Source organism: Dactylosporangium vinaceum (assembly GCF_019904175.1).
Taxonomy (GTDB): Bacteria; Actinomycetota; Actinomycetes; order Mycobacteriales; family Micromonosporaceae; genus Dactylosporangium; species Dactylosporangium vinaceum.
Map to the genome: position 1 here is coordinate 2892897 of NZ_CP061913.1, position 13004 is coordinate 2905900.

The 13004-nt window shown below is 72.3% G+C and carries 13 protein-coding genes; 4 read left to right on the forward strand and 9 right to left on the reverse strand.

Annotation, left to right across the window (positions count from 1 at the left end; all coding sequences use genetic code 11):
- Window positions 1-15: 15 nt before the first annotated feature.
- The 6 genes from Dvina_RS12760 to Dvina_RS12785 are packed head-to-tail and all read right to left on the reverse strand — an operon-like array spanning window position 16 to window position 6183.
- On the reverse strand, window positions 16-1221 hold the full coding sequence (locus Dvina_RS12760; RefSeq protein ID WP_223102688.1) for an acyl-CoA dehydrogenase family protein: 1206 nt from the start codon (window positions 1219-1221) through the stop codon (window positions 16-18).
- A gap of 4 nt (window positions 1222-1225) precedes the next feature.
- Window positions 1226-2251, reverse strand: a complete 1026-nt coding sequence (locus Dvina_RS12765; protein WP_223102689.1) for a phosphotransferase family protein — start codon at window positions 2249-2251, stop codon at window positions 1226-1228.
- A 3-nt stretch (window positions 2252-2254) separates the two neighbouring features.
- The gene (locus Dvina_RS12770) at window positions 2255-3049 is read right to left on the reverse strand and encodes a crotonase/enoyl-CoA hydratase family protein (RefSeq protein WP_223102691.1); all 795 of its coding nucleotides are present in this window, start codon (window positions 3047-3049) and stop codon (window positions 2255-2257) included.
- Complete coding sequence (locus Dvina_RS12775) at window positions 3046-4227, reverse strand: acyl-CoA dehydrogenase family protein (protein ID WP_223102692.1); 1182 nt, start codon at window positions 4225-4227, stop codon at window positions 3046-3048. The genes Dvina_RS12770 and Dvina_RS12775 overlap by 4 nt, the downstream gene beginning before the upstream one ends.
- Before the next feature lie 2 nt (window positions 4228-4229).
- On the reverse strand, window positions 4230-5396 hold the full coding sequence (locus Dvina_RS12780) for an acetyl-CoA C-acyltransferase (RefSeq protein WP_223102693.1): 1167 nt from the start codon (window positions 5394-5396) through the stop codon (window positions 4230-4232).
- A gap of 28 nt (window positions 5397-5424) precedes the next feature.
- The gene (locus tag Dvina_RS12785; RefSeq protein WP_223102694.1) at window positions 5425-6183 is read right to left on the reverse strand and encodes a 3-hydroxyacyl-CoA dehydrogenase; all 759 of its coding nucleotides are present in this window, start codon (window positions 6181-6183) and stop codon (window positions 5425-5427) included.
- Between the two features lie 81 nt (window positions 6184-6264).
- Between Dvina_RS12785 and Dvina_RS12790 the strand changes: the two genes are divergently transcribed.
- Together Dvina_RS12790 and Dvina_RS12795 are read left to right on the forward strand one after the other, a co-directional pair.
- Window positions 6265-6858: a TetR/AcrR family transcriptional regulator gene (locus tag Dvina_RS12790; protein WP_223102695.1), complete on the forward strand. Its 594-nt coding sequence runs from the start codon at window positions 6265-6267 to the stop codon at window positions 6856-6858.
- Window positions 6855-7625 (forward strand): SDR family NAD(P)-dependent oxidoreductase, encoded by a 771-nt coding sequence (locus tag Dvina_RS12795; RefSeq protein ID WP_223102696.1) that lies wholly within the window; start codon window positions 6855-6857, stop codon window positions 7623-7625. Before Dvina_RS12790 ends, Dvina_RS12795 begins: the two co-directional genes overlap by 4 nt.
- A gap of 1 nt (window position 7626) precedes the next feature.
- On the opposite strand, the gene Dvina_RS12800 is transcribed toward Dvina_RS12795, so the two are convergent.
- The 3 genes from Dvina_RS12800 to Dvina_RS12810 are packed head-to-tail and all read right to left on the reverse strand — an operon-like array spanning window position 7627 to window position 10248.
- On the reverse strand, window positions 7627-8280 hold the full coding sequence (locus tag Dvina_RS12800; protein WP_223102697.1) for a TMEM175 family protein: 654 nt from the start codon (window positions 8278-8280) through the stop codon (window positions 7627-7629).
- A 50-nt stretch (window positions 8281-8330) separates the two neighbouring features.
- Window positions 8331-9515: a flavin reductase gene (locus Dvina_RS12805; protein WP_223102698.1), complete on the reverse strand. Its 1185-nt coding sequence runs from the start codon at window positions 9513-9515 to the stop codon at window positions 8331-8333.
- Between the two features lie 4 nt (window positions 9516-9519).
- The gene (locus Dvina_RS12810; protein ID WP_223102699.1) at window positions 9520-10248 is read right to left on the reverse strand and encodes a TetR/AcrR family transcriptional regulator; all 729 of its coding nucleotides are present in this window, start codon (window positions 10246-10248) and stop codon (window positions 9520-9522) included.
- Between the two features lie 307 nt (window positions 10249-10555).
- Between Dvina_RS12810 and Dvina_RS12815 the strand changes: the two genes are divergently transcribed.
- Window positions 10556-11725, forward strand: coding sequence for an LLM class flavin-dependent oxidoreductase (locus tag Dvina_RS12815; protein WP_223102700.1), 1170 nt, complete (start codon window positions 10556-10558; stop codon window positions 11723-11725).
- A 198-nt stretch (window positions 11726-11923) separates the two neighbouring features.
- Window positions 11924-13003, forward strand: coding sequence for an ABC transporter substrate-binding protein (locus Dvina_RS12820; RefSeq protein ID WP_223102701.1), 1080 nt, complete (start codon window positions 11924-11926; stop codon window positions 13001-13003).
- Window position 13004 lies beyond the last annotated feature (1 nt).

Here is a 13004-nt window from a genome sequence, read left to right on the forward strand (position 1 = left end):
CCGTGGCCCGCCGGCCTACCCCGCGTACGGGCGCTCGCGGCGCAGCTCCTCGCGGGCGATGGTGCGGCGGTGGACGGCGTCGGGGCCGTCGACGATGCGCAGGACGCGGGCCCAGGCGTAGAAGTACGCGAGGGGCGTGTCGTCGCCGACCCCCGCGCCGCCGAAGACCTCGATCGCCCGGTCGATGACAGCCGTCGCCATCGCCGGCGCGGCCACCTTGATCGCGGCGATCTCCGTGCGGGCGCCCCTGGCGCCGTGCCTGTCGATCAGCCAGGCCGTCTTGTACACCAGCAGCCGCGCCTGGTCGATGTCGATCCGCGACTGCGCGATGAGCTCGCGGACCACGCCCTGCTCCGCGAGCGGCCGGCCGAACGCCACCCGTGACGTCGCCCGGCCCACCATGAGTGCGAGGGCCCGCTCGGCCATGCCGATCGCCCGCATCGCGTGGTGGACGCGGCCCGGGCCGAGGCGGGCCTGGGCGATCGCGAACCCGTCGCCCTCGCCGCCCAGGAGGTTGGCCGCCGGCACGCGCACGTCGGTGAGAAGGAGCTCCGAGTGGCCGTGCTGGTCCTGGTACCCGAAGATCGGCAGGTGCCGGACGATCTGCAGGCCGGGTGCGTCCCGCGGGACCAGGATCATCGTCTGCCGGCGGTGCGGCTCGGCGGTGGGGTCGGTCCTGCCCATGACGATGAAGATCTGGCAGCGCTCGTCGGCGACGCCGGTGATCCACCACTTGCGGCCGTTGACGACGTAGTCGTCGCCGTCGCGCACGATGGTCGTGGTGATGTTGGTGGCGTCGGAGGAGGCGACGTCGGGCTCCGTCATCGCGTAGGCCGAGCGGATCGTGCCGGCCAGCAGCGGCTCCAGCCAGCGCTCGCGCTGCGCCGGGGTGGCGAAGCGGTGCAGGGTCTCCATGTTGCCGGTGTCGGGGGCCTGGCAGTTGACGGCCTCGGGGGCGATGACCGGCGACCAGCCGGACACCTCGGCGACCGCCGCGTAGTCGAGGTTGCTCAGCCCGGACAGCTCCGGCAGGAACAGGTTCCACAGGCCGCGCCGGCGGGCGGACGCCTTCAGCTCGTCCATGACCGGCGGGTAGGCGTGCGCGCCGTGCTCGGCCAGGTACGCGGCCCACACCGGCTCGGCCGGGAACACCTCCTCCCGCATGAAGTCCCACATCCGCCCGACGGTCTCCTCCGCCTCCGGCGACAGCGCGAAGTCCACGAGTTCAGCCCCTCCGGTCGATGACTGTCAAGCCTTCGGCGGCGATGCGCCGGACCTCGTCGTCGAGGTCTCCGAACGTCTGCCCGGCCATCGCCCCGGCCGCGGCCCGGGCCGCCACCCCCTGCGCGATGACGGCGAACTTGAAATGCGCGAACGCCTCGTAGAACGCGAGCCCGGCCAGGTCCGCACCGGTCCGGCGAGCGTAGCGCTCGGCGAGGTGGGCCCGGCCGGGAAAGCCCGGGCCGCGGGTGACGGCCGGGGTCAGCAGCGGCCGCGGCTCGCCGGGCTCGCGCCAGTAGAACAGCAGCATCCCCAGGTCGGCCAGCGGGTCGCCCAATGTGGACAGCTCCCAGTCCAGCACGGCCCGGATCGTCGCCGGCCGCGCCTCGTCGAGCATGCAGTTGTCCAGCCGGTAGTCGCCGTGCACGATCGTGGAGCGCCGGGTCGCGGGCACCGCGCCGGTCAGCCGGGCGCCCAGCTCGTCGAGCTCGGCCACGTCGTGGGTCTTCGAGGCGTCCCACTGGCCGCGCCAGCGGCGCAGCTGCCGGGCCATGAAGCCGGCCGGCCGCCCGTAGTCGCCGAGGCCCACCGCCTCCGGCTCGACCCGGTGAATGTCGGCGAGGACGTCGACGAGCGCGTCGGCCATCGCGAGCCGGTCGGCCGGGCCGGGGGCGTATCCGGCCGGCAGCTCGTCGCGGACGATGCGGCCGCCGACCTTCTCCATCACGTAGAACGGCACGCCGAGCAGGTCGCCGGTGCGCTCCTCCAGCAGGATCCCCGGCACGGGGACCGGCGTCGGCGCGAGGGCTCGCTGCACGCGCGCCTCGCGGCCCATGTCGTGGGCGCTGGGCAGGCGCTCACCGGTCGGCGGCCTTCGCAGTACCACCGAACCGGCTCTGCTCTGCAACAGGAACGTGAGGTTGGACTTGCCGCCGGCGATGAGCGTGGCCTCGAACTCGCGCCAGCGCTCGTCGCCGAGTTCGCCGGCCAGCCGCGGCCCCAGCCGATCCGGGGAAACCAGGTCGCGCACCGGCTAACGGCCTTCCCACACCGGCGCACGCTTCTCGGCGAACGCGGCCGGCCCCTCGACGGCGTCACGGCTGCCGAACACGGCCCTTGTCGCCTCGTCGTTGACGGTCCACGGCTCCTGCCGCGACCACTGCGGATCCCGGTCCGAGCCGGCCTGCGCCACCTGATGCATGACCCTTTTGGTGTACTGCACCGACAGCGGAGCATTTGCCGCGATGCGCTCGGCCAGCTCCATCGCCTCCGCGAGCGCGGCGCCGGGCCGGGCGACGACGTTGACCAGACCCCATTCGGCCGCTTCCTGCACGTCGACGGCGTCGCCGGTGAGCGCCATCTGCAGCGCGCGCTTGATGGGGATCTGCCGCTGGAGCCGCACCACGCCGCCCGCGGCCGCGATCAGGCCCCGCTTGACCTCGGGCAGGCCCAGCTTGGCGTCCTCGGCCGCGACGACCAGGTCGCAGGCGAGGGCGATCTCGGTGCCGCCGCCCATCGCGTAGCCGTTGACCGCGGCGATCAGCGGCTTGTCGATCCAGTGCCGGACGAGCCCGGCGAAGCCCCACTCTGGGTGCTCCGGCGCGGCGACGGAGCGGCCCGCGGCCAGCTCCTTGAGGTCGGCGCCGGCGCAGAAGGCCCGGCCGTTGCCGGTGACGATCACGACCCGCACCTCGGGGTCGGCGGCCGCCCGCTCGAGGGCGGCGCCGACCGCCGCGGACAGCTCGGCGTTGACGGCGTTCAGCGCCTCCGGCCGGTTCAGCCGGATCACGGCGATGTGGCCGGTCCGCTCGTACAGGGCGGCGGTCATCGGGCCTCCAGGACGTCGCGGGCGATGATGTGCTTCATGATCTCGGTGGTGCCGCCGTAGATGGTGGTGACGCGGGTGTCGGCGTAGGCCCGGGCGATGGGGTACTCGCGCATGTACCCGTAGCCGCCGAACAGCTGCACGCACCTGTCGACGAGCCGCTTGTGCATCTCCGTCGCCCACCACTTCGCCTTGGCCGCGTCGACGGCGTCGAGCTCGTCGCGGTTGAACCGCAGTACCGACTCGTCCACATAGGACTGCGACACCTCGAGCTCGGTCAGCATCTCGGCGATGGCGAACCGGGTGTGCTGGAAGTCGGCGATCGCCCGGCCGAACGCCTGCCGCTGGGTGACGTAGCCGATCGTCCAGGCGAGTGCGGCCCGGGCCCCGGCGCAGGCGGCGACGGCTATCCCCAGCCGCTCCAGGGGAAGGTGGCTCATCAGGTAGTGCAGCCCGCGGCCGGGTTCGCCCAGCACGTTGCCGGCCGGGACGACCGCGTCGTCGAAGAACAGCTCCGCGGTGTCCTGCGAGCGCAGGCCGACCTTGTCGAGCTTGCGGCCGCGGGTGAAGCCGGGCGTGCCCCGTTCGACGACGATGAGGCTGAACGCGCGGCCGCGCGCGGCCGGGTCGGGGTCGGTGCGGGCGACCACGATGACGAGGTCGCTGGTGATGCCGTTGGTGATGAACGTCTTGGCCCCGTTGATCACCCAGCTGTCGCCGTCGCGCCGGGCGGTGGTGCGGATGCCCTGCAGGTCCGATCCGGTGCCCGGCTCGGTCATGGCGATGGCGCCGATCGCCGCGCCGGAGCACAGCGCCGGCACCCAGCGCGCGGCCTGCTCGGGCGTGGCCAGATCGAAGAAGTACGGCAGCACGATGTCCGCGTGCGTGGAGAACCCGGAGCTCAGCGAGGTGGCGCCGACCTTCGCGAACTCCTCCATCACGACGCAGCGGAAACCGAAGTCGCGAAGACGACCGCCGCCGTCGTACTGCTCCGGCGCATTGATGCCCAGCAGCCCCTGGCGACCGGCCTCGAGCCACGGCTCCCGCGGGATGATGCCGGCCTCGTCCCACGGCTCCACGTTCGCGGTGACGTGCCGGCTGAGGAACTGCGCGACGGTGCCGCGCAGCGCCTCCTGCTCGGCGGTGAAGAACTCGCGCCGGGCCCACAGATCCCTGGCCATGGCTAGAGCCGCTCGATGACGGTGGCGTTGGCCATGCCGCCGCCCTCGCACATGGTCTGCAGGCCGTATCGGCCGCCGGTCGCCTCCAGGTGGTTGAGCATCGTGGCCATCAGCCGGATGCCTGACGCGCCGAGGGGGTGGCCGAGCGCGATGGCCCCGCCTCGCGGGTTGAGCTTCTCCGGGTCGCCGCCGATCTCGGCCAGCCACGCCAGCGGTACCGGGGCGAACGCCTCGTTCACCTCGTAGGCGTCGATCGCGTCGATGCCGAGCCCGGCCCGGGCCAGGACCTGCCGGGTGGCCGGGATCGGCGCGGTCAGCATGAACAGGGGGTCGTCACCGGCCACCGCGAACGCGTGGAAGCGGGCCCGCGGGCGCAGGCCCAGCGCGGCCGCGGTGTCCTCGCCCATGACGAGCGCGGCCGAGGCGCCGTCGGTGAGCGGCGAGGAGTTGCCGGCGGTGATGCGCCAGTCCAGGTCGGGGAAGCGCTCGCGCATGGCCGGCCCGTCGAAGGCGGTCTTCAGCCCGGCCAGGCTCTGCGGTGTCGTCGCCGCGCGGATCGTCTCGTCGGCCGCGAACCCGCCGACCGGCACGAGCTCGCGATCGAAGCCACCGGCCCGCGCGGTCTCGGCGGCCAGGCGGTGCGAGCGGGCCGAGTAGTCGTCGAGCCGCTCCCGGGACAGGCCCCACTGCTGCGCGATCAGCTCGGCCGACACGCCCTGGTTGACAAGCCCCTCCGGGTAGCGGCGGGCGAGCCCCGGCCCCTGTGGGTCCTCGCCCATCGTGGACGAGCCCATCGGCACCCGGCTCATCGACTCCACGCCGCCGGCGACGACGATGTCGTAGGCGCCCGCCATCACGCCCTGGGCGGCGAAGTGCAGCGCCTGCTGGCTGGACCCGCACTGCCTGTCGATGGTCGTGGCCGGCACCGACTCCGGCCAGCCGGCCGCGAGCACCGCGTTGCGGCCGATGTTCATGGCCTGCTGCCCGGCCTGGCCGACGCAGCCGGAGATCACGTCCTCGACCCGCGCCGGGTCGAGGCCGTTGCGCTCCACGAGGGCGCGCAGCACGGTGGCGTACAGGTCGACGGGGTGCGTGCCGCTGAGCGCACCACCGGGCTTGCCCTTGCCCGAGGGGGTCCGGACGATGTCGACGATTACCGCTTGACGCATGGTTGCTTCCTTCTCTCGGGCTCGGCGGTCACCGCGGGGCCATGCGGATGGCTCCGTCGAGGCGGATGGTCTCGCCGTTGAGCATCGGGTTGGCGATGATCGCGGCGACCAGCTGCGCGTATTCGGCCGGGCGGCCGAGCCGGCTCGGGTGCGGCACCTGGGCGCCGAGGGAGTCGCGGACCTCCTGCGACAGCCGGCCGAGCAGCGGCGTCTCGAAGGTGCCCGGGGCGATTGTCACGACGCGGATCCTCAGCCCGGCCAGGTCGCGGGCGATCGGCAGCGTCATGCCGACGATGGCGCCCTTCGACGCCGAGTACGCGGCCTGCCCGACCTGCCCGTCGAACGCGGCCACCGACGCGGTGTTGACGATGACCCCGCGCTCCTCACCGGCCGGCTCGTTGCCGGCCATCGCGGCGGCGGCCAGGCGCAGCACGTTGAAGGTGCCCACCAGGTTGACCCGGATCACGCGCTCGAAGTCGGCCAGCGGGAACGGCCCCTGCTTGCCGACCGTCCGGAACGCGTTGCCGATGCCCGCGCAGTTGACGAGCACGGCCAGCCCGCCGTCGTCGTTGGCCAGGTCGACCGCCGCCTGTACCGCACCCTCGTCGGTCACGTCGGCCCCGGCGAAGCGGACCGCGGCGCCGAGCGCGTCGAGCCGGCCGCGGTCGGCGGAGGGCAGATCCAGGGCGACCACCCGCGCTCCGGCGGCGACGAGCGTCTCCACCGTGGCCAGCCCGAGCCCGGACGCGCCGCCGGTGACGAGTGCCTGCTTACCCCGGACATCCATGCCTTGACCTCCCGCGGGTCTACTGAGCTAGCGATCGCTAAGGTAACGTACTGAGCGATCGCTAGCTAGGGAGAGTGACATTTGCGCAACTGGCGGGATTACCCCCCACTTGAGCTGCAGCCGCTGCTGGCGCTGGCGCTCGACGAGATCGTCGAGCACGGCTACGACGGCACCTCGGTGCGCAAGATCGCCGGCCGGGCCGGGGTCACCGTGCCCGCGCTGTACTACCACTTCGAGAACAAGCAGGCCATGCTGCGCGAGCTGCTCGACCACGCGATGCGCATCGTGCTCACGCACACCCGGGCCGCGCTCGACGAGGCCGGCGAGGACTGCCCGGCCCGGCTCAGCGCCCTGGTCGAGGCCCTCGTCCTCTACACCGCGCACCATCGAGACCTGGCGTTCCTCGACTCCGAGCGGCGCAGCCTCACCCCGGAGAACCGGGCCCACTACGTCGCCCGGCGCGACGAGCTCGAGCGCGACCTGCGCGACACGATCCGCGGGGGAGTGGCGCAGGGCGTCTTCCACACCCCGCACCCGGACGAGTGCGGCCGGGCCATCCTGTCGATGTGCCAGGGCGTCGCCGGCTGGTATCGGCCGGGCGGCCCGGTCGACCCGCCCACCATGGCCCGCCGGTACGCCGACCTGGCGCTCGCCACCGTGGAGTACCGCCGATGAACGGCCCTTTGCACGCGTTCCGGCTCGACGACCGGGTCGTGGTCATCACCGGCGCCAGCTCCGGCCTGGGCCTGGGCTTCGCGCGGGCCGTCGCGGCGGTCGGCGGCATTCTGGTCCTCGGCGCCCGCCGCGTCGACCGCCTGCGGGAGCTGGCCGCCGAGCTGCGTGCGCAGGGCGCGACGGTGCTTGTCCAGGCCCTCGACGTGACGGTGCCGGAGCAGTGCCAGGCCCTGGTCGACGCGGCGGTGGCCTCCTTCGGGCGGGTCGACGTGCTCGTCAACAGCGCCGGCCTGGGCGGCTCCGTGCCCGCCTCGCGGGAGACGCCTGACGGCTTCCGCCAGGTGATCGACGTCAACCTCAACGGCTCGTTCTGGATGGCGCAGGCGTGTGCGCGGGTGATGCCGCCCGGCTCCTCCATCGTCAACGTGGCAAGCGTGCACGGCGTGGTGGCGTCGCGCTTCCCGGGCGCCTCCTACGCGGCGAGCAAGGCCGGCGTCATCGGCCTGACCCGCGACCTGGCGCAGCAGTGGTCGCGCCGCAAGGGGATCAGGGTCAACGCCCTGTGCCCCGGCTACTTCGCCACCGAGATGACGACCGCGCACGGCGAGGACGACCTCCGCGAGATGGTCGCCGAGCACAGCCTGCTGGGCCGCTTCGGCGAGCAGGCGGAGGTGGACGGCGCCCTGCTGTTCCTGGCCGCCCCGGCCTCCTCCTACGTCACCGGCACCACACTCGTCGTCGACGGGGGCCTGTCCGCCACAGTCTGAATCAGTACCTGTCGAACGGCGGGATCGGCGGCGCGAGGGCCGACAGCAGCTGCAGGAGCACCAGCGCCCCCATGCTGACGTAGGTGTCGACGAGGCTCAGCGCCATCGCCCCGGCGTAGCAGGCCTGGTAGAACACGATCCGCCGGCGCAGGGCCCCGAGCACGTCGTCGGTCTTGAACATCCCGTGCCGCGCGGCGTAGCGCAGGCTCGCCATCAACACCAGCCCGAGCAGCAGCAGGTTGAGCCAGTAGGTCACGAACGGGATCCGCGCGGTCGGGTACTCACCGACGAAGTTCGTGGAGAACGGCATCAGGCACACCAGCGCCAGGAACGCCAGATGGATCCAGGTGAGGTGCCGATCGGTCCGGGCGAAGTGGTTGAGCTGCGTCTGCTGCCCGATCCAGAAGATCCCGAGCGTCATGAAGCTCATGACGAACGGCAGGAAGTGCGGCCCGACCTCGACGAGCACCTCCCAGGCCGCCCGGTCCGCCGAGCGCCCCTGCGCCGTCCAGACCGGATGCTGGCCGGTCACCTCCCCGACCGGCACGCGCAGATCGAGCACCAGCAGCGTCAAGGCGACAGCGAAGATTCCGTCACTGAGCGCGGCCAGCCGCTCGAGGCTCTGCCCGGCAATGCGTGGATACGACGTGGTCACCCCGACACGCTACGGTTCCGGGCCGGCCGTCGCTGTCCCGCCGGGCGTGCTCAGTCGCGCCGCGGTGCCAGGCCCAGCGTGCGGGTCGCCCGCTGCGCGCACCTCGTGACCGCGGCGATCGCGTCGCGGACGATGTCGGGTTTGGCGCGGAAGCCGAACACCGTCATCGCCAGGACCGGGCTGCCGGCGCTGTCGAAGACCGGGGCGGAGATGACCCGGGCCTCGGCGAGCACCGCGTCGGTGAGGTCGGCCGGCTCGTAGTCCAGGGAGGCGACGAGCGCGTCGAGCTCCTCGTTCGGCACCGCGCCCGGCTCGGCGGCGAGCTGTTCGAGCGCGGCGGCGAATCGGCGGTGGCCCTCGCTGCCCAGACCGATGGAGAAGCCGCGCTCCCGGATGCGGGCCAGGGCGCGGATCTCGGCCTCCTGCGAGTCCGGGGAGAAGCGGGCCACCCACGCCGCCTGTTCACCGGCCGGGGCCCACGCCTCGAAGATGGACGGCCCGTGCGGGCGGAACGGCAGGCGCTGGCCGACGAGCGTGGTGGGCCGGGCGGCGACCGAGCCCGACGGCGGATCGAGCTGGCCGATCACGACCACGCTGTCGCTCACCGGGGCCGTCACCAGGCAGCGCAGACCCTGGTCGGGGAGCTCCTGCGCGATCGAGCGGATGAGCTCGAAGTGGCGCAGCGGGCGGGTGAGGCTCATGTCCGGGTCATACGCGGTGAGCGTGAGCGGGGAGAAGCTGCCGTAGCCGCTGCGGAAGAACAGCAGCGGCAGCTCGGTGCTGGCGGCGTCGAGGTGGCGGACCTCGGCCAGGGCGATCTTGTGGTCGCCGGCGTCGTGGACGGCGACCGGGACGCAGTCGATCCAGGCGACGGCGCCCTCGATGATCGGGGCGCCGGACGGGGCCGGGCGCCACGGGACGCCCTCGAAGCGCTCGGCCAGGGGCGCTGTCGCGATGCGCCGGCAGACGTCGGACTGGTGGGCGGCGAGGATGTTGACGCACCAGTGGCTCGCCCGCTGCAGGTGCGGCCAGGTCTCCGAGGTGTTGCTCGGGTAGAAGCCGACGAGCGGCGGGTGCATGGAGACCGACGAGAACGAGCCGACGACCATGCCGATCGGCGGGCCGTCCGCCGGCTGGGCCGTGATGACACAGACGCCTGTGGGGTACTGCCCCAGGACGTGCCGGAACCAGGCGGGGTCCTCGGGCGAGCGGTGGGCGGTGCTTGTCGACATCATTTCCTCACACGTCCCCGGGCCGCAGTTCGCGGTCCTCGCGCAGCCCGACCGCGTCGGCCCAGAGCGCCGTCAGGTGGTCGATGACGCCCTCCGGGTCCAGCGGCGGGTCGGGCGGGTCGGCGACGAAGGCGTCGTAGCAGTACGCGCTGACCATCAGGCTCATGGCCCGGGCGGTCTCCTCCGGGTCGAGGCCGGCCCGGACGTGCCCGCTCTTCATGCCGCGGGCCAGCGAGCGGGCGAACGAGTGCCGGAAGTTGGCGACCCACTCCCGGCGCAGCGCGGCCAGGCGGGCGTCGCTGTGGCTGGCGGTCTCCCAGAGGCTGAAGAAGTCGCGGTTCTCCCACTGGGTCGTCACGATCGCGCTTATCGCCCGGCGCAGGCCCAGGCGGCCGGTCGCGGCGTCCCAGAAGTCGGCGCCGAGGTTGAGCATGCGCAGCGCGCTCTCGGCGGCGATCGTCGCCACGATGTCGTCGCGGTCGGCGAAGTACTGGTAGACGGTCCCGAGGCTCACCCCGGAGCGCTGGGCGATGTCACCGAGGGACACGTTCGCGTAGCCGTCGCGGGCGAAGAGCTCCTCGGCGACCTCGAGCAGCTTCTTGCGGGTCCGCATGGCCCGCGGCCCGACAGGCGTCTCCCGGCCGTCCTGGCGGCGCACCGCACCGCGCAGGTCGGCGGCGACCTTCTCCAGGCGCCGGCTGCGCGCCGGGTCGGGATCGTCAGGCAGATCCTGCATACCGCCACCTTTCGTCGCCCGGAGTGAACGCGGAAAACCATAACGCCATCCGTGTGTCGTACGCCACCCTGAATCTGAATAGATTCAGGTAAGCCGTTCGGCGGCCTTCCGCGCTCAACGATGTCGAGACTCATGGATGCGGCCACGTTCGCCCGCGACCGCACGGTGTCGAACATGTTTCCGGGAGCTCTTGCGCTTGCCGAGTTTCTGAGTAGATTCAGCAATCACTTACCTGAGACCGGCGTCACATACGCGCGGTCGGTCCGGCTCTGCTCTCGATCGACACCCGCTTCTGAGGGGGAACCCCATGGCTCGTCCGGCGCCCATGACGTTCGGTGTGTTCATCGCCCCGTTCCACGCGAACGACGACAGTCCCGTGCTCAGCCTCCGCCACGACCTGGCGCTCATCGAACTGGCCGACCGTCTCGGCTTCGACGAGGCCTGGGTCGGCGAGCACCACTCGACGGGCGTCGAGCGCATCGCCGACCCGTTCATGGCCCTCGCCGCGGCGGCCGTCAAGACCTCGCGGATCCGGCTCGGGACGGGCGTGGTCAGCCTCCCGTACCACCACCCGCTGCTGGTCGCCGACCGCACCGTGCTGCTGGATCACCTCAGCCTCGGCCGCGCGATGCTCGGTGTCGGACCGGGCGCGCTCATCTCCGACGCCGACATGATGGGCATCGCGCCGGTGACCCAGCGGTCCCGGATGAACGAGGCGCTCGACGTGATCATCAAGCTGCTCGACGGCGAGGTCGTAACCGCGTCCACCGACTGGTTCGAGCTGCGCGAGGCCCAGCTGGCGTTCCTGCCGCTCAACCCCGGCGGTGTGCCGATCGCCGTGGCCAGCACCACCTCGCCCTCGGGTGTGAGCACGGCCGGCCGGCACGGCGTCGGCGTGCTGTCGCTGAGCGCCGGGTTCATCGGCGGCAAGAAGGACATGCGCACCCAGTGGGAGATCGCCGAGCAGGCGGCCAAGGAGGCCGGCACGACCATCAGCCGGGACGGGTGGCGCATGGTCGTGCGCGTCCACCTCGCCGAGGACCGCGAGCAGGCGATCCGCGACGTCGAGCGCGGCCGCGAGCAGGAGCGGCAGGACTACTTCAAGCCGGTCCTGGGCCTGGAGAACGACTACACCCTGGCCGACGAGATCGCCGACGACAGCTCCATCATCGGCACCCCCGCGGACGCCATCGCGGCGATCGAGCGGATGCTCGAGCAGACCGGCGGCTTCGGCGGATTCATGATCATGACTCACGACTGGGCGAGCCGCGAGAAGGCGCTCACCAGCCTCGAACTCTTCGCCCGCTATGTCATGCCGCACTTCCAGGGCACGCTCACCGCCGCCCAGCGGTCCGCCCGCGTCGTCACCGAGAAGCGGCCGTCCTACAAGCCCCTCGCGCAGGCCGCGATCTCCAAGGCCTACTCCGACTCCGGCCGCGAGCTGCCCGCCGGGGCGAACATCCAGAGCCTGCGCTGACCTGGTCCCCGTGCTGCACACCCCCGCTGCGTACGCAGACAGCTCGGATAATCCGAAAGGACCGACATGCCCATCCCCGCACCCCGCCATGTCCTCGCCCCTTTAGCCATCCTCGCCCTCGCGGGCAGCCTCGCTGCCTGCCGCGGTGAGGACCAGCCCGGCAGCACCGCGGCCGGCAACACCGGCCCGATCAAGATCATGCAGATCGGCACCTTCGAGAGCCCGAACCTCTCGCTGAAGGACGCCAAGGCCGGTCTCGACGCGCACGTGCAGTCCATCAACGCGGCCGGCGGCATCGACGGCCGGAAGATCGAGGTGGAGTTCTGCAACGACGCCTACAACGCCAACACCGGCGCCGCCTGCGCCCGCCAGGCCGTGAGCGACGGCGTCGTCGCCGTGGTCGGTGCGGCCAGCTCGCAGGCGCCCGCCGAGCTGCCCGTGCTCGAGGCGGCCGGCATTCCGTGGCTGGCCGGAGCCGGCTCGGGCGGACCGACCGAGGGCACGAGCAAGGTGTCGTACCCGATCACCGGCGGCACCCAGTCGATGCAGGTCGGCCTGGGCCGGCTCCTGGCCAACAAGGGCGGCAGGAACATCGCGGTCATCGTGGCCGACGCGGCCGCCGCCTACGCCGCCGCCGACGACATCGCCAACGGGGCGAAGGCCGGCGGCGCCCAGTCCTACCGCATCCTGGCCCCTCTGGGCGCACCCGACTTCAGCGCCGTGGCCTCCTCCGCCCTGGCCAAGACCCCCGACGCCATCGCCGTCGCCTCGACCGCCACCGACGCGCCGCGCATCATCCGGGCCGTGCGCCAGGCCGGCTTCAAGGGCAACATCGCCACCCTGGCCAACATCTTCAAGCCGGCCGACCAGAAGGCGCTCGGCGACCTGGCCAACAGCGTGTTCATCACGTCCTCCGCGGTTCCCGTGACGAACACCTCGGTGCCCCAGGTGAAGCAGTTCCTCGACGACATGGCCAAGTACCACCCGGAGGCCGTGACCGACAACGGCTCCCTGGGCACCTGGAGCTCGATCACGTTCCTGGTCGAGATCGTGAAGCGCCTGGGCGGCAACGTCTCGGCCGCCGCGATCACCGGCCTGCTCGACAAGCTCGACAAGCCGATCGTGCTCGGCACCGTCCCCGACTACGCGGGCATCCCCAGCCCGCCGGTCGTCGCGACCTACCCGCGGGTGCCGACCTTCAAGGTCTACGTGTCCGAGGCCGTGGGCGGCACGCTCAAGCAGGACGGCGACGCGATCGACCCGCTGGGCACCAAGTAGA